Consider the following 25,681-nt stretch of genomic DNA (forward strand, 5'->3'; position numbering starts at 1 on the left):
CCTTAATATTAACCATCCCCTTAAAGGAACCTTATTTTAAGGGGATGTTTTTTTAGGTAAAGATAATGAATTTCATTTATTTAGCTAATATCAACAAGCTACCTTGGTTTGTATTACAAGATCAAAAAAAAAAATTCTTAGCTACTCTGCTCAGTTAGAGATCGATAAATTTAAATTTGATCAAGATAAATGCCGAAGTTTAGTTGGCAAAATGCTATTGCTTTATGCATTACAGCGTCATGAACAATTTCAACAATCCCGTTTACCTGTCATTGATTATGGTCTTTATCGAAAACCCTATATTCGTACAATAAAAGGACATTTCAATATTTCACATGCCCATGATTGGGTTGCGTGTGTATACAGTTGTAATGGTGAAGTTGGCATTGATATTGAGCATATTACACCCATTAATATTCTTGATTATCATGATGTTATGACTGAAAATGAGTACCAAAGAGCACTCAATGATCCACAATTTGATTTTTTTCAATTATGGACATTAAAAGAAGCGATTATGAAAGCGCAAGGACAGGGATTCTATTTACCACCATCTTCATTTGAGTTACCTTCACCCTTTCATAATGATGATATTATTGAAATTAATCATACGCATTGGTTTCTTTATAGTCAAAGTTTTACTAATGAATATAAATTGTCATTGGCTTCTTTGTATCCAACAGATGGGCAAGTGCAAGTAATTCCACTGCAACCTGATCAATTTTGGCAGTAATTGATTGTTGGAGTTTGACTAATATTTAAAAATTTTATTTGACGATTATTTATTTTATATCAGTAAAGTGCTCAGCTGATTAATTTCTATAATTATTATAGTTAAAAAACCATATTAAATTACTAATTTATGATTAATTAATTTTTATTGAGGAATAAAGATAATAATCTCCTTTCTGTTAATTGATTTTTGAAGATTTAATATTATTAATAGTCTCGTGTTGAATTTTAGTAAATAAAAGGGGTTGTTTGAAAATATTGTCATCAAGTAGTTCAATAATGCTTGAACAGACCTCTTTAATCTTAATTTATTGATGGTCAATTAACTGTATTGGTATTGAGGAGTAATTTAAAACTGTATACAACAACATTCATAATGTTGTAATTCTAGCCGCTCTTTGATGAAAGCCATTGACTGGCGTATTACATTGAAAAATATTTCAATTAAATCAAATTGTTATTTTAATCATAGCGTATTACTCTTTGCTATCCTATTCAATATTTCAAGTGTGGGTAATTCTGCTGCTCCATCATCAACAGTTTAGTCTTCAACAATTAAATCTAAATCATTTTTTTCATTTGAAACACTAGTAATAAGTGCTTAATTCTGAGGTGCTTTGTTCAAATGCAAGAACAAACTGCACATTACTTGTATCATTCCAAAATGGATAAGGAGCTTTCTATAGTTATGAGTAATAACGAACGCTTATTACTCATAACTGTTTAGTTTAGTAAATTTATATTGTCGGCAAATGATGGATCAGACATTTTTAGAAGCATGTAAATTATTTTATTAAATAATGTTGTACGTTAAATCCGATCGCATTGCAATTAATGTAGAATATAAAAAATGATGTGCTATTGCTTCAACTTAATTATAAAACTAAATCCTTTTTTTATGACGCCATAGCCAATTGCCACTGATTAATCGTTGATAGAAGAAAATACTTCTGATGATCCAATCTAAAAACATACCACACCAAACACCAATCACACCAAATCCGAAGTATACACCAAAAATGTAACCCACTATAATTCGGCACATCCACATGCTACCAATGGCCACCCACATGGTATAACTGGCATCTTTAGCACCTTTAAACCCATAAGGCAGAACAAAGGAAGATGCCCAAAATGGAGTAAATAAGGCGTTTAACCAAAGTAAATGTTTTGATATTTCAATAACATCTTGATCATCGGTATACAATGAACTTAATAGGCCAGCAAATGGTACCGATAAAAAGGCTAAAAAGCACAGTAATAAATTAGTCAGATGGAAGATGAATTTCAGTTGCCTAGTTGGTTGATATATTTGTCCCATACCGAGCCGTTTACCGACAATGATAGTTGATGTAGAACCCAGTGTTCCTCCAGGCAAGTTCAGTAATCCTGCAATCGAAAAAGCAATGAAATTGGCTGCAATAGTTGATGTACCCATGCCTGCTACAAAAGTTTGAGTCAGTAACTTACCAATATTAAACATTACTGATTCAACACTAGCAGGGATACCAATACTGAGAATATCGAAAAGAATTTTGGTATTAAAAGAATGAAAATAGCTTCTTAATGGTATAAATAGTGCTCGACTAGGTTTAATTGTTAATACTATTAGAATAAACATCATACCACAATAACGCGATGCCGTTAAACCAATACCGGCACCAATAAATCCTAATCCTTCCCAATTGAACATGCCATATATCAATAGATAACTTATCGATAGATTTAATATATTCATGATGATGTTCAAATACATCGGTAGTCTAGTGTTACCTGCACCTCTTAATGCACCGCAACCAACTAAAATAAAAGCTAGGGCAGGGTAGCCTAAAACAGTTAATTTGATAAAGGTTAATGTAAGTTCTTTGACGTTTGCTTCAGCTTTCCCAGCTATGATTTCAACAATCCAATAACCTGAAAATTCTACAAAAACAAAAAGTAATATAGAGATTATGATTAATAACGTGATGGATTGTCTAGCTGCTGAAACGGCTTTTTTTCGATTGTGACGTGCCAAACTGAAGGCAACAACAACGGAAGTTCCCAGTGCAACCGCCATAAAAAATGACATAACAATCATATTAAAGCTTTCAGCCAAGCCAACGGCAGCCATTTCCGCTTTACCTAGCCAACTAACGAGAAAAGTACTAAAAATTCCCATCAATATGATGGATAGATTTTCAATAAAAATTGGCATGGCTAAAGGTAAAATTTCACGCCAAAGCAAAACATTGTTTGAATGTCTTTTTTGGTATAACTGTGTTTTCCTTAAGCGATCAACTAATTGAACATTCAATTTAAAGCCTAAATTTGTCCATAAAAATTTTGTTTATATTATAACTCTTTTATTTGATAAAAATGAACTTATGTTTCAAAAATAAACTTTACTAATAATGAGGTTAAATAAAAATACATTATTTAACCTCATTGCCTAATAAAATGTATTGTCATAATAGACAGTAAACTGGTGTGAGCAAAATAAATGTATTTCACTCTTAAAAAATTGTTAGTATGAGCGCGTAGTGGTTAATTTTCAGTATTAATTAACAGATATCCTATCCCTATTTGTCAAAAAGTTTGAGGAGATATATATGTTTCAGTATAAAATTCAGATACTTTTCTTGAATGATGAATTATATAACTATATTATAGCGAACTTTAAAGACTTGGATCACCAAAATAATAAATGAGTCCTTATGTTAATCAATGCTAAAAACATTCTCAAACGATTAAACCCACATAATAAAATTAATTATGACTCGGTATTAAAAGAAGTCATTGCCAATTGGCAATCTGAGGAGATTCGTCCTAAATTATTAATACATAGTTGCTGTGCTCCTTGCAGCACCTATGTTTTGGAGTATCTGGCACAGTATACCGATATCACCATTTATTTTGCTAATTCAAACATTCATCCTCGAGTTGAGTATGAATATCGCAGTGTTGTGCAGCAAAAATTCATTACGGATTTTAATGAGAAAACAGGTAATAATGTTCAGTTCTTAGAAGCGCCTTATCAACCAGCAGAATTTATCAAACAAGTTGAACATCTGCGTGATGCTCCAGAAGGTGGGGAACGTTGTCATATCTGTTATAAAATGCGTCTAGATTTAGCAGCCATCAAAGCACAAGAATTAGGATTTGACTATTTTGCCAGTGCATTGACGTTAAGCCCTAAAAAGAACAGTCAAAAAATTAATCAACTCGGTTTTGAAATTCAAGAAATTTTTTCAGTTAATTATCTGCCTTCCGATTTTAAAAAAAATAATGGTTATAAGCGCTCGATAGAACTTTGCAAAGAATATGATGTATACAGGCAATGCTATTGCGGTTGTATTTTTGCAGCTAAAGCCCAAGGCATCGATTTAAAAAATGTGATAACCATTGCTAAACAAGGATTAGAAAAACAAGCTTGATTTTTCATTTATTGATATAAATATACTAAAACGTAGTCTTAACCTGAAACTTTTTGACAAAACTGACATTTTTATAAAATAAAAATCTTAAACAAGCATAGTAAATAGTTAAAACATTTCGCTATAATATTGTTGATAAAATAAAATTAGCAGAAAAAAACGATTGTATGTTTTTAACGTTAATTGTGATTTTACAAAATGTGAGTTTATTATGACAAAAATCTATAAACTAGGATTGGATGTTGGCTCAACTACGGCAAAATGTGTTGTGCTTGATGAACATGATAATTTTGTTCATACCAATTATGTTCGTCATAATACCCATATTGTAGCAACCGTGCTTGCATTACTTAATGAAATTAAAACAAAGTTGGGTAAGGATATTCTTTTATCAGTAAAAGTAACCGGTTCTGCTGGGATGGGTATTTCAGAGAAAGCCGATATTGCTTTTATACAAGAAGTTGTCGCCGCTTCTGAAGTAGTGCAACGCAAATATCCTCAAGTGCGAACTTTGATAGATATAGGCGGCGAAGATAGTAAAATGATTTTTTTCTTCCCTGATCGTCCTCCTGACATTCGGATGAATGGCAGTTGTGCAGGAGGAACAGGGGCATTTATTGATCAGATGGCTACTTTGCTTAATATTCCGATTCAACAATTTGATCAATTTGCCCAAGACCATAACCAAACTTTTCCTATTGCCTCACGCTGTGGTGTATTTGCCAAAACTGATGTTCAAAATCTAATTAGTCGTAATGTCTCCAAAGAAAACATTGCCTATTCTGTCTTACATGCTGTTTGTATTCAACTGATTAATACTTTAGCGCGAGGCTATGAAATCATGTCGAAAGTCATGTTAATCGGTGGGCCTTTTTCTTTTATTCCAACATTAGGTAAAGCGGCTTTGCAGATATTAAAATTAGCTGATGAAGACATGATTAAAACTGACCATCCAACATTATTATCCGCTTGGGGAGCTGCGATACACCTTATTGAGCGAACAGAGCTTTCTCTTGATGATTTTATTAATCGATTAAATGCTTCAAATAAAATCCTATCCAATCAATCTTTTCGATTAAAACCACTATTTAATGAATCATTATCTTTCACTGATTGGAAAAAACAGCGTAAATACATTCAAATTCCACGTTTAGATTTAGCTGATTATCAGAAACAATACACTTTTTTAGGCATTGATAGCGGATCAACAACAACCAAAATTACACTCATTAGTGAAGATAATGAACTCCTTTTTACTCATTATGCATCGAATGAGGGTCACTCTATTAGTGCCTTAATTAAAGGGTTGACACTATTAAAAGATGAAATTGCCGCATCAGGTAAACAAATTATCATTGCTCGTACTGGAGTGACCGGATATGGTGAAGAGCTATTAAAAGCTGCTTTTGCATTTGATGATGGGCTCGTTGAAACCATGGCGCACTTTATCGCTGCTAAACATATTGATCCTGAAGTGAGTTTTGTAATGGATATTGGCGGGCAGGATATGAAGGCCATTTTTATTGCTAATGGAGTGGTTAACCATATTGAGCTTAATGAAGCATGTTCATCTGGTTGTGGATCCTTTATTGAAACTTTTGCTAAATCACTTAATTCCAATATTATCGATTTTGCTGATGCGGCTTGTAATTCCGCTAATCCTTGTGATTTAGGAACACGTTGTACCGTTTTTATGAACTCAAAAGTAAAACAAGCTTTGCGTGAAAATGCGACTATGGGAGATATCTCCGCTGGATTAGCCTTTTCGGTAATTAAAAATGCCATTTATAAGGTGCTTAAACTTCATGACATGCGTAAAATGGGCAATCATATTGTAGTACAAGGTGGAACTTTTAAAAACCCAGCGGTATTTAGAGCGTTAGAACAATTAACAGGAGCACAAATTACCAGCTCTAACATCCCTGAATTAATGGGCGCTTATGGTAGTGCTCTGGTTGCAAAAAATCATTATCAACAAAATCCTACATTATCGCAGTTTATCGGATTAAACCAGCTTCACAAAGCTGAAGATATTAAAGCCAAACCTTCTCGTTGTAAAGGCTGTGAAAATAAGTGCGACATTATGATTTATCGCTATGCGAATGGACGACGTTATTATTCAGGAAATAAATGTGAAAAATTCTTAAGTAATAATCAAGATAAAGACAACAATTCTTTTAATATGCTTGATTACAAAAACAATCTGTTATTTGAACGCGCTAGCATCTCTAACCCTAAGGCTAAACTCCATATTGGCATTCCACGTGCATTAGGTCAGTATGAAAATTTTCCTTTTTGGCACACATTGTTAACGCAAAGTGGCATTGATGTCATACTTTCACCTTATTCAACACAGGCTATTTATGAAAAAGGTGCAGGTACGGTCATGTCGGATAGTATATGCTTTCCCGCCAAGTTAGTACATGGGCATATTATGGAGCTCATTGAGCTAAAAGTAGATCGTATCTTTATGCCAATGGTTGTGTTTGAGTCAGCGCAATTTAATAACGCGGTTAACAATTACAATTGTCCAATTGTAAGCAGTTATGCTGAAGTTGTGCACAGTTCAATTAATCCGGAAAGCAAATATCATTTGCCGATTGATTATCCGGTAATTAACTTCACTGATATTCAATTGCTGAAAAAAGGCTGTATTAATTATTTAACATCGTTAGGTATCACTAGAGCTGTGGCGGAAAATGCCTTTTGTGATGCCTTAATCGCTCAATCAGAGTATAAACAATCGTTGTACAATAAAGCGGCTGAAATTGTGAACAATGCTAGGCAAACTGGTCGTTATGTCTTTGTTTTGGGTGGACGCCCCTATCATAGTGACAGTTTAATTAATCATAAAACCCCTGAAATTTTGAACGCTCTAGGTTGTGATGTAATTACTGAAGATTCCGTATTAGGCGCCATTAGTCAATTATCCCCAGAATTGCAAATCTGTTCACAATGGAGTTATCCAAATCGCTTATATGCTGCGGCTACTTTTGTTGCTGAACAACCTTATAATGTGCAATTTGTTCAAATTAACTCATTCGGTTGTGGTCCTGATGCAATCGTTACCGACGAATGTAAAGCGATATTGGAATCAAAAGGTAAAACGAGTACGGTGATTCGTGTTGATGAAATTACGGCAACAGGATCTGTTCGATTACGATTGCGTTCTATTATTGAATCGATGAGAATGAATCAACAGCAGCCTTTAAAAAGAGTAGCACGTAAAAAAATAGCTCTTTTTAGTAAACAAGATAAACAACGTCGCACTATTTTAGCGCCATTTATTTCTGATTTTTATTCACCTTTATTACCTCCTATTTTTGCTTTATCAGGTTATAAACTCGAAACCTTACCTAAACCGGATAAAAGTTCAGTGGAATGGGGATTAAAATATTGTAATAACGAAATTTGTTATCCAGCGACCATTATTGTTGGTGATATTGTTAAGGCGCTACGTTCTGGGAAATACAATCGTGATGAGATCGCAGTGGGTATTACGCAAACCGGTGGACAGTGCCGAGCCAGTAGTTATTTGTCGTTAATTAAAAAAGCGATGATCAGTAATGGCTTTGAAGATATCCCCATTATTTCACTTAGTACAGGTAATATGAATCAAGCTCAACAACCGGGATTTAAAATCAATTGGCTCAAAACATTACCGATTAGCTTTTTTTCCATGCTGTTTGCTGATTCATTATCAAAAATGTACTATTCCATAGCACCAAGGGCTAAAGTAAAACAACAAGTTAATCAACTCAAAGAACTCTATACACGAAAATTACAACAACTGATTCACCAAAAAAAAGGACAACGTTCCATATTTGCATTATTAGCCGATGCGATTCAACATTTTAATCAGATTGAAGTGATAAATAAAACATGTCCACAAATCGGTATTGTTGGAGAAATTTACGTAAAGTATAACAACTTTGGTAATCAACATAGTGTTGAGTGGTTAATTGAACAAGGTATAGAACCCGTAATCCCTCCTATGATTGAATTTTTTGCACAATGCTTTGTTAATTATGATAATAACGTGGATAATTATCTTGTATCAAAAAGTTATCATTCTTATTTAATGCACTTTTTTGAAAATATAGCGCAGCGTTACGTTGATAAAACAAATAAGATTTTATCGTCCTTCAAATATTATCAACCTTTCCATAATATTCGTGATATTTCAAAAAAAGCTAAAAAAGTTCTTAATTTATCGAACCAATTTGGAGAGGGTTGGTTAATAGCAGCAGGCATTATGACATTTGCTGAATATGGAATTAATAATGTTATCAGTTTGCAACCATTTGGCTGTATTGCCAATCATGTGGTATCGAAAGGTATTGAAAAACGGATGCGCGATTTTAATCCTAAACTTAATTTGTTGTATTTAGACTTTGATGATGGTGCAGGTGAAGTGAATGTACTTAATCGTTTGCATTTTATGGTCAGTTCACTGAAGTATACACAGCTACAACGGATTGTATAAAAAAATTAAATACTCAATTCTATATTCATTGAATCTACTTAGTTGCATATTAATATTTTAGGCCTTTTTATGATATCAATTCACCAATTAAAATCTAAATTTGAATCATTTTTTCTCCCGATGATAATAGGCTCTACAATGGCAATATAACGGGTAAGCAAGTGACATTATCAGCGTGTTTGAGATAAGTTTTGTATGTATTTATAGTGTTGGTTTGTTTTCATATTATTGATGTTTTTTGTGTCATTGCTATTTGGATATTGATTATAATTGATTCAATGCTATTGATGGCAGGTTAGCACACAAGTATCAATAATAAATTTATTTTAGGTGCTTAATTAAATGAAATTAATAATGTTTCATAGTATGAAAGATTTACTATCTTAACTCCTGTCTACGATGTCTCGTTTCAGTTTCAGTGAGTTTAGCTGTAATTACTGAATTGACCGATAACTTTCAGGCAAGAACTACAGAACAGTAATGGGGATAAAAGATTGAAATAACCTTGGTGGGTACGGTGTTAAAAATATTCATTGAGAATCTGTTCATTGAGATTATTTTTTCAAACAGTACATTATAATTGGGTATGATTTTAAATCAGGTTATGAAAACAAGAAGTATAGTATAAATTGCAAAAAAATTTGCATATAAAAAAGAGCAAAAGAATTCAATTTATGATATAAATACAGAAATGTTTTAACTTAAGTTATAAAGAAGGACACGAATATGTTAAAAGAGCAAATGGTAGTAAAAAATTCAACTGGATTGCACGCACGCCCAGTAACAACACTTGTAAAACTAGCCGGTCGTTATAAATCAAATATCGAACTAGTTTATAATGACAAAGCGATTAAAATGAAAAGTATGATGGGTTTATTAGGTGCAGGTGTCAAAGGTGGCTCAACTGTTGAAATCATTTGTGATGGTGAAGACGAACAAGCTGCAATGGATGAAATCCGTGAATTATTTGCTACTGGTTTTGGTGAGTAATTAACTGAAAATTAATTAAATTAACATCAAAGCATTGATTATTCCGTCGACTTAAGTCGACGGAATTGTTTTAAAAGGGCATTAACTAAATACTTTCAAGTAGACCTATTTCAAAAGATTAATTTAATCTTTAATGATTGAATTTAATTCATGATGATCAATCGATGGTAATACCTTAGTAAAACCTTTGGTCAAATAAACTAAATAACAAAATCCAACCGCTAACCAAACTAAGCCAACAATCATCGCAGTCTCATCAAGGCTGGTCCATAGCCATAACGAAAGTAAAACACCAATTGCTGGTAACATACCATATTTAAATAAAAATTTTATTGTCTTTGTTTTAATATCACAAAGATAACTTTTAATTACACACAAGTTAACAAATGTGAAAGCAACTAAAGCACCAAAGCTGATCATTGAAACAACTAAACTAAGATCTAATACCAATGATAACAATGAAAAACAAGCCACAAACAATATTGATAAATAAGGTGTTCTAAAACGAGGATGAATCTTAAAGAAAATCTGTTTTGGTAACACTCCTTCACGACCCATCGCATAAAATATTCTTGATACACTGGTTTGTGCTGTCATTGCTGATGCAAAAACACCCGTTAGATAGGCAGATTGGAAAAAATTATACATAAAATCATTTCCGTATTTTCCAAGTATATTATTTAAATTACTTATAGAATCTACTTTGCGCATTACATCTAAGCTAGCTGTATCTTTATTAGAAGCAAAATCTGTCCAATCAGGATAGGCTAAATGAGCACAATACGATACAACTAAGAAGATACTTCCTGCAATAAGCACTGTCCATATAATCGCTCTAGGTAATGACTTTTGTGCATCATTTGATTCTTCTGCCAATGTTGCGATAGCATCAAAACCCAAAAAGGCAAGACATAGTATTGCTGCACCAGACATTAACCCGCTAAAATCACCTGCATTCACTGACAAAGGCTTCATCATTGCTTCTGGTGTTAAACTTACATTGGTTAAAGTTAAGAAAATAAATAATCCAATAAAAAACATTTGAACAATAATTAATGTAAAATCTACTGAATTAATTAACTTAATCCCTAAATAATTTAAGAAGCTGACACTACAAAGTGACCCAAGCACAAATACATAAGCAGGAATGCTTGGGAAGGCTTCATTAAGATATATCCCCAATACCAAATAATTTAATATTGGTAAAAATAGGTAATCAAGAATTTGTGCCCATCCCACTAAAAAACCAATTTTTCCACCAAATGTATGTTGTACATACGAATAGGCAGAACCAGCAATAGGCAGTTTATTTGCCATACGACAATAACTTAATGCTGTAAAAAAGATCATTGCTAAAGTGATAACATAGGCTATGGGTAAGTGTCCATTACTGTCAACAGTAACTTCCCCATAAGTGGTAAAGATCCCTAAAGGAACCATATAAGCTAAACCAAATGCAATTAATGCAGGTGTGGTTAAAACTCGTTTCATTTTTATTGCGGACATGACTAATTTTGCTCCTCTGTCCCAAAAAACAATAAAAAACTACTAAGTATAGTTTTGCCTTTTTTTACCCGCTAAAAGCGGCAGGGAATTCTCCCACATTATTATAATTATGCAAGCTAATTTTTAGCTTATTAACATATGACTGTGTGGTTTTTGAGCTTACTATTTTCTAGGGAATTATTTTTAATCAAATCAATAAAAATCTCACATTGCTTAAATCAATTCAAGAGATATACATTTTGTGATCTATGTCTAATTATTTCTTTGATTAGGGAGATGTCAGTATAACTAAAACACGTTATATTTATCGGAAATTATTTTAGAGTGGCTATAAGTTAATCCGTAAATATCCATCAATAAAAAGGGTGTATTTATGACCTTAATTCCTGTTATACCTGTTGAATTCACAAATGATGTAGTAAAACAAAAATCATCAATTATTCAATTCATGGCTCAAATCAGTCAAAATCATTTATCAGATGTTGGAAAATTTGTTAATGATGTTATGGCACATGAACAAGAAATGGAAACCGATGTTTTACCCGATATTGCATTACCCCACGCTAAAAGTGATGGCGTCCGTACCTCATTTATTGCAGTGGGTAAATATCGTGAAGGTCTTATTTGGAATAATGATAATAATGTGAAAGTAATTATATTAATTGGTGCTCAAGAACAAGCTATCAAAGAACATTTAACCATTATTGCTAAATTAGTCACTAATCTTGCAGAAGATGATTTTCTTGCTGAATTGTTAAATAGTGACATTCAAACCATTGCTCAATAGATTAGAGGTATTTATGAATAATAAGAAAATTGTGGCAATTTGTGCCTGTACAGCAGGGATGGCGCATACCTATATAGCAAAACAAAAAATTGAAAATGAGGCTAAAAAACGCGGTTGGGAATGCAAAGTCGAAACACAAGGTGCTGCTGGTATCGAAAATGCATTAACACAAAGCGATCTTATCAGTGCCGATGTCATTATATTGGCAACGGATATATCGATTGAAAATGCAGAGCGAATTGAATCTTATAAAAATGTTATCGAAGTCAGTACGGGTGAAGCCGTTAAAAATACGGCTAATATTTTCAATCATGCTAAGCAAATGTCGACAAAAGTAATAAAAGATAATGTTGGTACAGAAATCTTTAAAGCTTTAAATACGGGTATTAGCAAATTTTTACCTGTTATAATTGCATCAGGGATACTCTTTTCAATTGTGTTAATCACTGGTGATGTTACTCAAAATACCATTTCACCCAGTAATCAATTTTTTGCGGACCTTCAACAAGTCGCTTTCTACGGATTTGCAATGATGGTACCGGTTTTAGCAGCTTATATGGCTTATTCAATCGGTGGCAATGCTGCTCTTGCTCCTGCATTCATTATGGGGTATGTCGTTAATAATCCAATTGGGGTCAATCACGTTAGTACTGGATTTATTGGCGCAATGATTTTCGGGATTTTAATAGGTTACTTTGTTAGGTGGTTTAAAACCATTAAAGTACATCCTGTTATCGCTTCGGTTATGCCCGTAATGATCATTCCAACAGTAACATTATTAGTGATGGCACCAATCTATATTTATGGTTTATCTTATCCATTGGATTGGTTTGTAAAAGCTATGGTGGCAACTTTAAAAGGTATGTCTCAAGTCAATGCAGCATTTTTAGGTATCGGTATTGGGATATTGGCAGCTTTAGATATGGGTGGACCATGTAGTAAAGCTGCAACAGCGTTTACTTTAGCTGCAATGGCTGAAGGCATTTATGGTCCTAATGGTGTTTTCCGTATGTGTTGTGCGATCCCGCCATTAGGATTAGCTCTTTCTTCCTTGATTGTTTCCCGATCAAAATACAGTAAAGAAGAAAAAGAGTTTGGTATTACAGCATTTTTTCTATCATTAGCCGGTATTACTGAAGGAGCCATTCCATTTGCGGCTAAAGATCCGAAACGCATAATTATTGCCATTATTGTTGGTACCGCTGTTGCAGGTATGCTAGGTATGATATGTGGAATAGACTCATTGGTTGCTTTTGGAGGACTTGTTGCTTTAGGTGGAGTAACTAAAGGCGCAATGTGGTATGTTATCGATATGTTTATTGGCGCATTTATTATAGCTGCAATTTTACACTTCACTAAAAAAGTTTCCGTTGAAACGGAGCAGGTAATTGAAAAACAATGATAAAATGGGGTGCACCATCCAGTGAGACGGTGTACCCATTTCTTATTCATCTATAAAGATTCATCTTGTTGATAGACAATTTTACCACCGACTATTGTTGTCAAAACATTCACATTTTGCATATCTGTCGCTGCAATGGTAAACGGATTACGATCTAAGATGATAAGATCAGCAAATTTACCTTTTTCAATGGAACCAATATATTCATCTTGTTTTAATAGGTAAGCCGCACCAATAGTAGCACAACGTAATACCTCTTTGGCGGTTAAATTACGGTCGCTATTTAACCGTGGGTGATCCGCGTCGATTTGTCTGGTCATGGCAATTTGAAAATCATACCATTCATTTAATGGATCAATCGGCCAATCACTACCAAAAGCGCAATGGACACCAGCATCAATATACTGTCCATGAGCTTCTAAACCATGATAGCGCTCTTCACCAAAAAGAGTTTGATATTGTTCAACCATGGACGAGCTGCATCCTGCCCATTGAAATGAAAATACCACACCAGCATTTAACTGTTTGTATCTAGCAAATTGATGTGAAGCACTTAGCTCATTGTGTGCCGTGCTCGGACGAATATCAGCATCTGGTAACGCTTTACGCATTTTCTCAATTGCATTGAGAACCACTTCAATAGCACCTTCACCAACGGTATGCATATGTGGATGAAAACCAGCTTTTGATGATTCTAAAATTAAGGCGTCTAACATTTCAATGGAATAATAGAGATCACCATAACGATCTTTTTCATCGGCTAAGTTATAAGGTTTTAGTAACCTTGCCGTCATTAAAGGTTGTTGCATCACCCCATCAACAAATAACTTAACATGTGACACTTTAATACCGGGTTTGGGTTGCCAATTTTTATCATCATAACGCGCAGCAAACTGTTTCACTTTATTGATAACATTAGGAATATCTTCAATTGACGAGACATCATCAGGAGGAAGTTCGTGGGCGCCAAATAAGCGGATGGTCAATTGGTCTTGTTTTTGTAATTGTAAAAATGCATCAGCTTGTATTTCAGTGATTCGGGCATCCATAACCGAAGTAACGCCTTGTTTGTTGAGTTCGGTTTGTGATAATTTAGCGACATTGAGTGCTTGTTCATTTGTTAATTTAGAGATACTATCAAAAGCACGCATGGCAGGGGCATCTTCTAAGATACCATTTAACTCACCATCAGCGTTACGACCAATTTTGCCATCCGTAGGCTCTGGCGTATTTCTATCTAAGCCAAATTTATCTAATGCAATGCTATTGGCAACCAATGTATGGCAGTCATTTGAAAAAAGGATGACTGGACGTAAAGTGTTAAGACGATCAAGATCGAATCGAGTAATATCCGTACCTACTGGTAAAACCTCTTGTCTTAGCCAACCGCGTACTTGCAGCCAATGGTTATTATGATTTGTGGAATCTTTATCTAAATATGCTTGAATAATTGCTAAAGTATCATCTATGGTTAAACTTTGATAATGTAAATTACATGAGGATAATTGCATTCCTCCCCAAAAAGTATGTAAATGTGAATCGATGATTCCAGGCATCATGGTTTTGCCTTTTAAATCATAAATGGTTGTTTGGTTATCAACATAATTCTGGTTATTTATTTCTTGTGTACTACCAGTTGCAATAATATAGCCATTTTTAATGGCGATAGCTTCACAAACAGTATCTTCTTGGTTCGCGGTATAAATATAGCCATTAACATAAATAACATCAGCTTTAGCCATTATAGGTGATTCCTCAAAATAAAGATCAAAATGAAAGCTGAACGATAGCAGATTTATAAAAAATTTGTCAAATGCAATAATTTTCTTTATTGTGTGAGAAGATTATGCTAAAACTAACCCATTTAGTTACAGCGTCACAAGGTGAGCCGATGAAATATCAACAATTAGAAAACCTTGAATGCGGTTGGAAATGGCACTATCTTGTAAAAAGGCATTTAGAGGGTGAGTTAATTACTCGTCATATCGAAAAAAGTGCTGCACAACATGCCGTAAATGAATTATTACTATTAGAACATAATCCAAAAGAAGTAATTAATTGGATTAATGAGCATTTAAATCCCGATTTAGATAATCGCATGAAGCAAACTATTCGGGCTAGACGAAAACGTCATTTTAATGCTGAACAACAAAATACACGAAAGAAATCCATTGATTTGGAATTTTTAGTGTGGCAACGGCTCGCTAATTTAGCAAAACGCCGAGGTTGTACTTTGTCGCAAACCATTACGCAACTTATTGAAGACGCCGAGCAGAAAGAGCAATATGCAACAAAAGTATCGACAATTAAGGATGATTTACAGTCGCTTCTTGATGCGAAGCTTGACGATAATTAACTCAAACTACAGGATAAATAGGTTTAATTATGGGAAAATCCCTTGTTATTGTGGAATCACCAGCCAAAGCAAAAACAATTAATAAATATCTTGGCAAAGATTTCGTGGTTAAATCAAGTGTAGGACATATTCGTGACCTTCCAGTAAGTGGTAGTAGTCAACGTGCTGAAAAAACCACAAAAGATAAAGCTGAGAAAAAAGTTAAACGTTCAGAAAAACAGGTTTTGGTCGACCGAATGAGTGTCGATCCTTATAATGGCTGGAAAGCACATTACGAAATTTTACCCGGTAAAGAACGGGTGGTTGCTGAACTAAAAAAACTCGCTAAAGATGCTGATATGATCTATCTCGCAACCGACTTGGATAGAGAAGGAGAAGCGATTGCATGGCATCTAAAAGAGGTTATAGGTGGTGAACACAGTAAATATCGTCGTGTGGTATTCAACGAAATTACTAAGACTGCAATAAAAAATGCTTTCAACGAACCCTCTATGTTAGATATGGATCGCGTCAATGCTCAGCAAGCTCGTCGCTTTATGGATCGAGTTGTAGGCTTTATGCTATCACCATTACTTTGGAAAAAAGTGGCAAGAGGGCTATCCGCGGGGCGTGTACAGTCTGTTGCTGTTCGATTAGTAGTTGAACGTGAACGTGAAATTCATGCTTTTATTCCAGAAGAATACTGGGATCTGTTTGTTGATCTTAATACAGCCAATAATGAGCTGTTAACTATGCAAGTTGTGCATTATAAAAATGAAGCATTTGAACCCAAAGATAAAGTTGCTATTGATATTGCTTTAAGTGAATTAAATAAAAATCAATATCAAGTTACCAATATTGAAGAAAAGCCAACTAAAAGTAATCCAACTGCTCCATTTATTACTTCAACCTTGCAACAAGCTGCAAGCACACGTTTGGGCTTTGGAGTTAAAAAAACCATGATGTTAGCTCAGCGTTTGTATGAAGCGGGTTACATTACCTATATGCGTACGGACTCAACTAATTTAAGTCAAGATGCGTTAACTATGGTACGAGATTATATTGGTCAAAATTTTGGTGAAAAATATCTACCTAAGTCAGCGAATGTTTACAGCAGTAAAAAGAATTCACAAGAGGCACATGAGGCCATACGCCCCTCTGATGTGAACGTTGTTGCCGATGATATTAGTGATGTTGAAGCCGATGCTTGCAAATTGTATCAATTAATTTGGCGACAATTTGTTGCCTGCCAAATGACATCGGCAGAATACAACTCAACGACGCTTACCGTAAAATCAGGTGATTTTGCATTAAAGGCTAAAGGACGCACGTTACGTTTTGATGGTTGGACTAAAGTGCAACCTCAACTGTCTAAAAATAGTGAAGACAAAATATTACCTAAAGTTGCCGTTAACGACGAATTATCATTAATCAGCTTAAATCCGAATCAACACTTTACCAAACCACCTGCGCGCTATAATGAGGCATCATTGGTTAAAGAACTTGAGAAACGAGAAATTGGTCGTCCATCAACTTATGCAACTATCATTTCCACCATTCAAGATCGCGGCTATGTGCGTTTGGATAATCGCCGTTTTTATGCGGAAAAAATTGGTGAAATTGTAACGGATAGATTAAATGAAAATTTTAATGATTTAATGAGTTACGATTTTACGGCACGTATGGAGCATGCTTTAGATGAAATTGCCCACAAAAAACAAGAATGGCGAGAAGTTCTTGATCAATTCTTTAGCGATTTTAGTGATCATCTTGAAGTGGCAGAACAAGCACCGGATAAAGGTGGAATGCAACTCAATCCACTTGTATTAACACCTGAAATTAAATGCCCTAATTGTGGTCGTGAAATGGGGATCAAAACAGCTGGTACAGGAGTGTTTTTAGCTTGTTCGGGTTACGCATTACCACCTAAAGAGCGTTGCAAACAAACCATTAATCTTATTCCAGAACATGAAACATTAAATATTTTGGAAGAGGCCGAAACAGCCGAAACTGATGCTTTAAGGGCGCGTAAACGTTGTCCAAAATGTCATACAGCAATGGACAGTTATTTACTCGATAATGAACGAAAATTACATATTTGCGGTAACAACCCAATTTGTGATGGTTCTATTGTTGAAAAAGGAAACTTTAAAGTGAAAAGTTACGAGGGTCCAATCATTGAATGCGAAAAATGTGGATCAGAAATGCACTTAAAATCAGGGCGTTTTGGTTTATATATGGGATGTACCAATCAAGACTGTAAAAATACACGTAAAATTTTAAAAAATGGTGATGTTGCACCACCAAAAGAAGATCCAGTTGATTTACCAGAACTACCGTGCAGCAAATCTGATGCTCATTTTGTTTTACGTGATGGTGCAGCAGGTATCTTCTTGGCAGCACATAATTTTCCAAAATCAAGAGAAACACGTGCACCATTGATTGAAGAGCTACAACGGTTTAAAGATCGTTTGCCAGAAAAATTTATTTATTTAACTCAAGCACCGAATAAAGATCCAGATGGAAATCCATCCATTGTACGTTTTAGTCGTAAAAGCAAACAACAGTATGTCACTTCCGAAGTGAATGGAAAATCGACAGGCTGGGTAATGCAATACCTAGACGGAAAATGGGTAAATAGTAAAAAGTAGGTAAGAACACCTGAAACGTCGTCAAAAAGTTTCAGGTTATGTATACGTTTTAGTATAAAATTTGTTTTTGTTTGTGCTAGGGTATAAAAGGAATTACCTTACGATTCCTCGCGTTAGACTAAAGTCGAAAGCGAGGAAAGTATATAGTTAAAGGAGCCTTTGTCATGAAATTGCAACAATTACGCTACATTGTTGAAGTAGTCAATAACGACCTCAATGTTTCGCTAACCTCCGAAAAACTTTATACTTCGCAACCTGGTATCAGTAAACAAATAAAATTGTTAGAAGATGAACTTGGCATTCAAATATTTACAAGAGTGGGGAAACATCTTTCCGAAGTCACTCCTGTTGGCGAAAAAGTGATTTCTCTGGCGCGTGACATCCTCAACAAATCAAAAGATATAAAAATTATAGCTAAAGAGTTTAGTCAGCCTAATCAGGGTTCATTAACGATTACGACAACTTATACTCAAGCACACTATAGTTTGCCAATAGTCATCCAGCAATTTATGAAGCAATACCCGAATATTATTTTACATATGGAGCAGGGCTCATCTCCCCAATGTATTTTACAGGCACAAACAGGGCAAGCTGATTTTGCCATTGTCACTGACCTTTCTCAACTTAATGATGAAATGATTGCATTGCCATGTTATCACTGGAACCAAGCAGTAATCGTTAAAAAAGATCATCCATTGGCTAAAAGTAGCTTAATTTCTATTGTAGAATTATCTCAATATCCGCTGGTTAGTTATGATTTTACTAATGATGGTTCTGACCTCAATCAAGCTTTTATTCGCGCAGGACAATTGCCAAATATTGTGTTTAGCACGACCGATGCTGAGTTAATTAAAACTTATGTGAAATTAGGCGTTGGCGTTGGAATTGTTGCTAAAATGGCAGTGAGTGATGCTATCGCTGATGAAGATTTTGTCGTGCTTAATGCTGGACATCTTTTCCCTTATAGTACCACTTATATCACTTTTGCACGCTCTTTATTTTTACGCAGTTATATGTATGATTTTATCAGTCAATTTTCACCACATTTAAATCGTCAAATAATCGATAAACTGATGTTATGTGAAAATAATAGCGAGGTATTAGCCATGTTCAATGGAGTAAAATTACCAGTTCGCTAACTTAAACATTCTTTTTAAGAATTCTATAAAAAAAGTGCGAGACTATCGCACTTATATTTCTGAATTATTTGTGTCTTGCTTTCAAAGTACCAATTACATCTTGCAGTGATAGATTTTGATCATGCAGTAAAACGATAAGATGATAGACCAAATCAGCCGATTCATTTTTCAGCTCTTCAATATCACGAACCGTCGCTGCTAAGGCTGTTTCAACACCTTCTTCTCCAACTTTTTGAGCAATACGTTTAGTGCCATCATGATAAAGTTTAGCGGTATAAGACGATTGTGGATCGGCATTTTTACGACCAGCAATTAATTGCTCTAACTCAAATAAAAACCCCCACTGAGTTTTCGCCGAAGCAAAACAGCTGTTATGGCCTGTGTGACACGTTGGTCCAATGGGGTCAACTAAAATCAATAAGGTATCATTATCACAATCAGGAGTGATACTTACGGCATTTAAAAAATTGCCAGAACTTTCGCCTTTAGTCCAAAGACGTTGTTTGGTGCGTGAATAAAAAGTAACTTTGCCACTGCTTAAAGTTCGGGCTAGCGCTTCTTGATTCATATAACCAAGCATGAGTACATCACCTGAAACGTAATGTTGTATAATGACTGGCATCAAATTATCGACTTTTTGCCAATCAAGTTGTGTTGGATCAAATTGCGGATTAAATGTTGTATTGGAATTTTCTGTTAGCATAATCGAATATTTACTCCATGTTGCACTAAGTATTGTTTAAGTTCACCAATGTTAATTATTTGTTTATGAAATACTGATGCGGCCAAGGCTCCGTCGACATCCGGTTCATTAAAGGCTTGTAAAAAATGCTCTTTCGTACCAGCACCACCAGAAGCAATCAATGGTACATGGCAAACTTCACGCACGGCTTTTAATTGAGCTAAATCGTAACCATTACGTACCCCGTCTTGATTCATCATATTCAAAACAATTTCACCAGCACCACGTTTTTGTACTTCTCTCACCCAATCAAGTGTATTCCATTTAGTTGCCACTGTACGTTTTTCATCTCCTGTAAACTGATAAACATGATAGTCATTGGATTGATGGTCATACCAAGTATCAATCCCTACCACAACACACTGGACACCATAACGATCTGCCAACTCAGTAATCAAATTAGGATTAGCCAACGCTGGGGAGTTAATTGAGATTTTATCAGCACCAAAAGTTAAAATCTGTCCTGCATCTTTTACTGTTTTAATACCGCCAGCCACACAAAAGGGGATATCAATCACTTCGGCAACTTTTGCAACCCAACTTTTATCAACAACACGACCATCGGAAGATGCAGTAATATCATAAAAAACGAGTTCATCAGCCCCTTCCTGAGCATAACGCTTAGCTAATGGTACGATATCGCCCATAATTTCGTGATTACGAAACTGCACACCTTTCACTACTTGTCCATCGCGTACATCCAAACAAGGAATTATTCTTTTTGCCAACATGATATTGCCTCCTCAACGGTAAATTTTCCTTCAAGCAGTGCTCGTCCTACGATCACACCTGCTACGCCACTATCCATAAGCGCTTTAACATCATTGAGTTGACCAATTCCACCCGATGCCTGAAAGGCTATTTGAGGATATTTTTGGCTAATATCTCGATACAGACTCACATTTGAACCGCTCAGGGTACCGTCTTTAGAAATGTCGGTGCACAGTACGTGTTTTAAGCCATGTGGTAAGTAATCATCGATGACTTGTTCAAGTGTTTGGTTGGAATCTTCTTGCCAACCATGAATCGCAACATATTTATTACCATCAGCAGCGATGCGTACATCCAGCGCTAGAACTAACGCTTCGGCCCCATATTTGTTAAACCACTGCTTAACGAATTCAGGTTGTTTAATGGCTGTTGATCCTATCACAACTCGTGCTGCACCAGCTGCAAGAAGCGCCTGTACATCATCTTCAGTGCGGATGCCGCCACCAATTTGCACAGGTACTTGAACGCCTTTAATTAACGTTTGAATTAATGTCATTTGTCGAGCTTTAGGGTCTTTTGCACCAGCCAAATCTACAAGATGCAGAAGTTGTGCTCCTTGTTGTTGGTAATTTAGTAAACGGGTTAATGGGTCACTTCCATAATCACGTTTTAGTCCATAATCACCTTGATGTAATCGAACCACACTACCGTCAATTAAATCAAGTGCTGGAATAATAGTAGGATAAACAGCCATTGTTACATCTCCAAAAAGTTTTTTAGTAATTGTGCACCGGCTGATCCAGAACGTTCGGGATGAAACTGTACACCGTAAAAGTTGTCTTTTTGTACGGCAGCGGTAAAGCTTTCTCCGTAATTGGTTTCTGCAATAGTTGCTGAGCATAGTGGCATCGCGTATCCATGAACAAAGTAAAAATAAGCATCATCTGCAATATCTCTAAATAGATGATGACCAGCTTTTGGGTAAACTTGATTCCAACCCATATGAGGTAAAGGTAAACCAACATTCGAAATTTCATCTACTTTTTCGTCAATTATTCCTAATGTTTGTACGTGCCCCTCGCTGCTGTATTTGGCTAGCAGTTGCATACCAAGACAAATACCTAAGACGGGTTGAGTACAAGCTTTAATAAGATCAACTAAATTGCGTTCTTTTAACTTCTTCATTGCTGCTGAAGCGGATCCTACACCGGGTAGAAACAGCTTATCACAGTCAAGTACTACTTCGGGTTCAAGACTAATTATGGGGTTATACCCCAATCGTTCTATGGCATATTTAACCGAAGAGAGGTTAGCGCAACCCGTATCGAGAATGACAACTTTCATCTACAGTACTCCTTTTGAGCTCGGTAATCTATTACCATCTATCTTGATAGCTTGCTTTAACGTTCGTGCAAAGGCTTTAAATAAACTTTCAACTTTATGGTGATCATTATTGCCTTGCGTTTCAATATGTAAGGTAATTGCCATAGCGTAACTGATAGAATAAAAGAAATGTTCGACCATTTGGGTGCTCATATCGCCCACTTTGGGATAAGTAAATTGCGCATTAAATTTCAGAAAAGGACGCCCTGAAATATCCATTGCGCATTCAGCTAAACATTCATCCATAGGAATGACTGAAGCATAGCGAGTAATCCCTCGTTTATCACCTAAAGCGATTTTTAACGCTTCACCTAATGCTAATCCAGTATCTTCAATGGTATGATGGTCATCAATCTGCAAATCTCCATTCACTTTGATGTTAAGTTTGATCCCTCCATGGGTGGCGATTTGATCCAACATATGATCAAAAAAACCAATACCAGTAGTGATTTGACTATCACCTTGGCGATCAAGCCAAACTTCAACTAAAATCTTTGTCTCTTTAGTGTTACGTTCGACTTTTGCATAGCGGTCATCAGTGGTTAAACGTTGAGCTATTTCGAGCCAATTTAATGTGTTAGAATTGTAATGTAATCCTTTAATCTGCATATTTTCAGCAAGTTGAATATCAGTGATCCTGTCACCAATAACATAACTATTATTTTTATCTATGTTACCATTGCTAAGATAAGGTAGAACTAATTGGATTTTCGGCTTACGACATTGACAATTATCTTCTGAAAAGTGAGGACAAATCAGTACTTCTTCAAAATTAACCCCTTGTGATTGAAAAATTTGCATCATTAAATTGTGAGGTCCATCAAAATCAGATTGTGGATAATTACTGGTACCGAGGCCATCTTGATTTGTTATCATCACCAGTTTAAAACCAGCGGATTGCAACTTAAGCAGAGCAGGGATGACATTAGGTTCTAACGCCAACTTCTCAAAGCTATCGACCTGAAAATCGATTGGCGGTTCTGTGATTAATGTTCCATCACGGTCAATAAATAAATATTTTTGTAACATCATTGCTCCTATATTATCGCTTTGAGTGCCAAAATTACCGCATCACATTCGGCTGCTGTGCCAACACTAATGCGAATGATACTATCTTGCCCGATAGATTTGCTTTGATCGCGCAAAATAATGCCCTGATTCCATAATGACTGAAACACATCTTTACCTGTTTGAAATTTAACACATAAATAGTTAGAGGAACTAGGATAAACTTTTTCGACGATTGGTAAAGCCGACAAATCCTGTGCAAACTTCTGCTTTTGAGCATTGATAAGTTGTACTTGTTGTCGCATTTTTTCAATACCAATTTTACTAAGTGCTTGCGTCGCGATATCCGCTACGGGTGTTGCCAATGGATAAGGAGCAATGACTTTTTGTAATGCAGCTATCACAGGTTTATTAGCAATAGTAAAACCACATCGTAAACCAGCCAATGCGAAAGCTTTTGATAAAGTTCTTAAAATAACTAAATGCGGATATTTTGCTAACCAACTAACCACGGAAGAATCTGGCGAAAACTCAATATAAGCCTCATCTATCACCACAAGAGCACGATTTTTAGCAATATCTAATAGTGTTTTAATATCATCAGGATTAATTAAATTACCCGTTGGATTATTTGGCGAGCAAATATAAATTAATTTTACATTATCAATATGTTGATTAATTCCCAGTAAATCCAGCTGCCAATCTGATGTTGTTGGTACGGTTTTGATATTAATACCTAATGTTTCTGCGCTAACCTGATACATACCATAAGTAGGAGGACAATATAAAATGCTATCTTGCTGTGGCTCACAAAATGCCCGCATTAACAGTTCAATTGCTTCATCAGCTCCACGACTTACAATGAGTTGTTCCGGTTTAACACCTACATAATGAGCATAACTATTAATCACCTGTTTAGGTTGTGGTTCAGGATAACGGTTTAATGTCTGTTGAGTTAAATGAAATTGCGGAGCAATAGGGTATTCATTGGCATTTAACCATATATCACCTTTTCCACCTATCCGTCGAGCAGATTGGTAAGGTGTTAATTTCTGAACATTCTTTCTGACTAATCGATTAATATCCATATTATTCACCTATTTTTAGTATTTAATGCAGCTAAACGAAGCGTTACAGCTTGTTTATGAGCAGTAAGCTGCTCCGCTTGCGCCATTAATTCAACCGAATGACCAATGGCTTGTAAGCCTTCAGGCGATAATTTTTGTATGGTCATACGTTTTTGAAAATCGGCCAATCCAAGACTTGAGTAAGTCGCTGTATAACCATAAGTTGGTAAAACGTGATTAGTTCCTGAAGCATAATCACCCGCTGATTCAGGTGACCAATTACCTAAAAATATTGAGCCCGCACTAGTAATTTGTTCTACCAGATCATCGGCATTTTGCGTTTGAATAATTAAATGCTCAGGACCATAACAATTACTGATAGCAATGCATTGAGCTAAATCTTTAGTCACAATAAGACGACTTTCTTGTAACGCCTTTTCGGCAATGTCTTTTCGAGATAATTGGGTTAATTGTTTATCAACTTCAATTGAAACCGCTTTAGCAATATTTTCATCTGGAGTGACTAGTACCACTTGTGAATCAGGACCATGCTCCGCTTGTGATAATAAATCGGCAGCAATAAAAGCAGGATTAGCTGAATTGTCGGCGATAACCAACACTTCTGAAGGACCAGCAGGCATATCAATTGCTGCTCCATCAAGACGTTGGCTAACTTGGCGTTTAGCTTCAGTAACAAAAGCATTACCTGGACCAAAAATTTTATCAACTTTAGGTACTGATTCACTTCCAAAAGCCAATGCAGCGATGGCTTGAGCACCGCCTAATTGGTATATTTCGGTCACACCGCAAAGTTCAGCCGCATATAAGATTTCATCTGCGATCGGTGGTGGAGAGCATAAAATTACGTTACGGCAACCCGCAATTTTAGCCGGAATAGCTAGCATTAACACTGTAGATAATAACGGCGCAGAACCACCTGGAATATAAAGACCTACTGAATCAATCGGACGGGTAACGAGCTGACATTTTATTCCCGGTATTGTTTCAACAGTAATTGCTGATTTAACTTGAGCTTGGTGAAATTTTTCAATATTACTGACGGCTAATTGCATTGCCTGTTTTAATTCAGGTTTAACTCGTGTCGTTGCTGTTTTGATCGCATCTTGTGTCAATTTTATTTGTTGGATTTGTATTTTATCAAACTTATTACTGAGTGCGATTAAAGCTTGATCACCATTTTGTTGCACCTGATTTAAAATATCTGTTACCGCTTGGCTAATTGAATCTGAAGCGGTGATAGCCGGGCGAGTTAATAATGCTGTCCGCTCTGTATCTGAACATTGTTGCCAATATGAAAGTTTCATT

The 25,681-nt window shown here is 35.5% G+C and carries 19 protein-coding genes; 9 read left to right on the forward strand and 10 right to left on the reverse strand.

Translation table 11 applies throughout. The annotated features are described in order from the left end of the window. Positions 1-103: 103 nt before the first annotated feature. Positions 104-733, forward strand: a complete 630-nt coding sequence (locus J3U19_RS06020; protein WP_416380217.1) for a 4'-phosphopantetheinyl transferase family protein — start codon at positions 104-106, stop codon at positions 731-733. Between the two features lie 882 nt (positions 734-1,615). Here the strand turns inward: J3U19_RS06020 and J3U19_RS06025 are convergent. Beyond that, entirely contained in the window at positions 1,616-3,028 is a 1,413-nt protein-coding gene (locus tag J3U19_RS06025) for an EmmdR/YeeO family multidrug/toxin efflux MATE transporter (protein ID WP_267345727.1), read from the reverse strand. Positions 3,029-3,428: 400 nt separating this feature from the next. Here J3U19_RS06025 and J3U19_RS06030 point away from each other — a divergent pair, with 400 nt between their 5' ends. From J3U19_RS06030 to J3U19_RS06040, 3 genes are all read left to right on the forward strand, one after another. Further along, entirely contained in the window at positions 3,429-4,148 is a 720-nt protein-coding gene (locus tag J3U19_RS06030) for an epoxyqueuosine reductase QueH (RefSeq protein ID WP_267345729.1), read from the forward strand. A gap of 211 nt (positions 4,149-4,359) precedes the next feature. Beyond that, positions 4,360-8,634, forward strand: coding sequence for an acyl-CoA dehydratase activase-related protein (locus J3U19_RS06035; RefSeq protein ID WP_267345730.1), 4,275 nt, complete (start codon positions 4,360-4,362; stop codon positions 8,632-8,634). Positions 8,635-9,360: 726 nt separating this feature from the next. Continuing rightward, the gene (locus J3U19_RS06040) at positions 9,361-9,624 is read left to right on the forward strand and encodes an HPr family phosphocarrier protein (RefSeq protein ID WP_267340782.1); all 264 of its coding nucleotides are present in this window, start codon (positions 9,361-9,363) and stop codon (positions 9,622-9,624) included. Between the two features lie 123 nt (positions 9,625-9,747). Here J3U19_RS06040 and J3U19_RS06045 read toward each other — a convergent pair whose 3' ends face one another. Further along, a complete protein-coding gene (locus tag J3U19_RS06045) occupies positions 9,748-11,130 on the reverse strand; it encodes an APC family permease (protein ID WP_267345731.1) in 1,383 nt (460 codons plus the stop codon). Between the two features lie 373 nt (positions 11,131-11,503). On the opposite strand from J3U19_RS06045, the gene J3U19_RS06050 reads away from it, so the two are divergent. Then, entirely contained in the window at positions 11,504-11,917 is a 414-nt protein-coding gene (locus J3U19_RS06050; protein ID WP_267340785.1) for a PTS sugar transporter subunit IIA, read from the forward strand. Positions 11,918-11,930: 13 nt separating this feature from the next. Next, positions 11,931-13,319 carry a PTS fructose transporter subunit IIC gene (locus J3U19_RS06055; protein WP_267340786.1) on the forward strand — a complete coding sequence of 463 codons (1,389 nt, stop codon included), beginning with the start codon at positions 11,931-11,933 and terminating at the stop codon, positions 13,317-13,319. Between the two features lie 50 nt (positions 13,320-13,369). Here J3U19_RS06055 and J3U19_RS06060 read toward each other — a convergent pair whose 3' ends face one another. Then, positions 13,370-15,061, reverse strand: a complete 1,692-nt coding sequence (locus J3U19_RS06060) for an amidohydrolase (protein ID WP_267340787.1) — start codon at positions 15,059-15,061, stop codon at positions 13,370-13,372. A 149-nt stretch (positions 15,062-15,210) separates the two neighbouring features. Here J3U19_RS06060 and matP point away from each other — a divergent pair, with 149 nt between their 5' ends. From matP to cysB, 3 genes are all read left to right on the forward strand, one after another. Then, a complete protein-coding gene (matP, locus tag J3U19_RS06065) occupies positions 15,211-15,675 on the forward strand; it encodes a macrodomain Ter protein MatP (RefSeq protein ID WP_416380223.1) in 465 nt (154 codons plus the stop codon). A 29-nt stretch (positions 15,676-15,704) separates the two neighbouring features. Further along, a complete protein-coding gene (topA, locus tag J3U19_RS06070) occupies positions 15,705-18,305 on the forward strand; it encodes a type I DNA topoisomerase (protein WP_267345732.1) in 2,601 nt (866 codons plus the stop codon). Between the two features lie 164 nt (positions 18,306-18,469). Continuing rightward, positions 18,470-19,444: an HTH-type transcriptional regulator CysB gene (gene cysB, locus J3U19_RS06075; protein ID WP_267340791.1), complete on the forward strand. Its 975-nt coding sequence runs from the start codon at positions 18,470-18,472 to the stop codon at positions 19,442-19,444. A 64-nt stretch (positions 19,445-19,508) separates the two neighbouring features. Here the strand turns inward: cysB and hisIE are convergent, their stop codons facing one another. Genes hisIE through hisD form a run of 7 tightly spaced genes read right to left on the reverse strand, consistent with a single transcriptional unit; the run spans position 19,509 to position 25,680 of the window. Next, on the reverse strand, positions 19,509-20,147 hold the full coding sequence (gene hisIE, locus J3U19_RS06080) for a bifunctional phosphoribosyl-AMP cyclohydrolase/phosphoribosyl-ATP diphosphatase HisIE (RefSeq protein ID WP_267340792.1): 639 nt from the start codon (positions 20,145-20,147) through the stop codon (positions 19,509-19,511). Next, positions 20,141-20,917, reverse strand: a complete 777-nt coding sequence (hisF, locus tag J3U19_RS06085; protein WP_267345733.1) for an imidazole glycerol phosphate synthase subunit HisF — start codon at positions 20,915-20,917, stop codon at positions 20,141-20,143. Before hisF ends, hisIE begins: the two co-directional genes overlap by 7 nt. After that, complete coding sequence (gene hisA, locus J3U19_RS06090; RefSeq protein WP_267345735.1) at positions 20,899-21,651, reverse strand: 1-(5-phosphoribosyl)-5-[(5-phosphoribosylamino)methylideneamino]imidazole-4-carboxamide isomerase; 753 nt, start codon at positions 21,649-21,651, stop codon at positions 20,899-20,901. The genes hisF and hisA overlap by 19 nt, the downstream gene beginning before the upstream one ends. 2 nt (positions 21,652-21,653) lie before the next feature. Beyond that, entirely contained in the window at positions 21,654-22,241 is a 588-nt protein-coding gene (hisH, locus tag J3U19_RS06095) for an imidazole glycerol phosphate synthase subunit HisH (protein ID WP_267340797.1), read from the reverse strand. Next, positions 22,242-23,309 carry a bifunctional histidinol-phosphatase/imidazoleglycerol-phosphate dehydratase HisB gene (gene hisB / locus J3U19_RS06100; RefSeq protein WP_267340799.1) on the reverse strand — a complete coding sequence of 356 codons (1,068 nt, stop codon included), beginning with the start codon at positions 23,307-23,309 and terminating at the stop codon, positions 22,242-22,244. A gap of 8 nt (positions 23,310-23,317) precedes the next feature. Then, positions 23,318-24,376 (reverse strand): histidinol-phosphate transaminase, encoded by a 1,059-nt coding sequence (gene hisC / locus J3U19_RS06105; protein ID WP_267340801.1) that lies wholly within the window; start codon positions 24,374-24,376, stop codon positions 23,318-23,320. 5 nt (positions 24,377-24,381) lie between these two features. Next, positions 24,382-25,680 (reverse strand): histidinol dehydrogenase, encoded by a 1,299-nt coding sequence (hisD, locus tag J3U19_RS06110; RefSeq protein ID WP_267340803.1) that lies wholly within the window; start codon positions 25,678-25,680, stop codon positions 24,382-24,384. Position 25,681: the final 1 nt, after the last annotated feature.

Origin of the sequence: Gilliamella sp. B2828 (assembly GCF_026537125.1) — a bacterium.
GTDB lineage: Bacteria > Pseudomonadota > Gammaproteobacteria > Enterobacterales > Orbaceae > Gilliamella.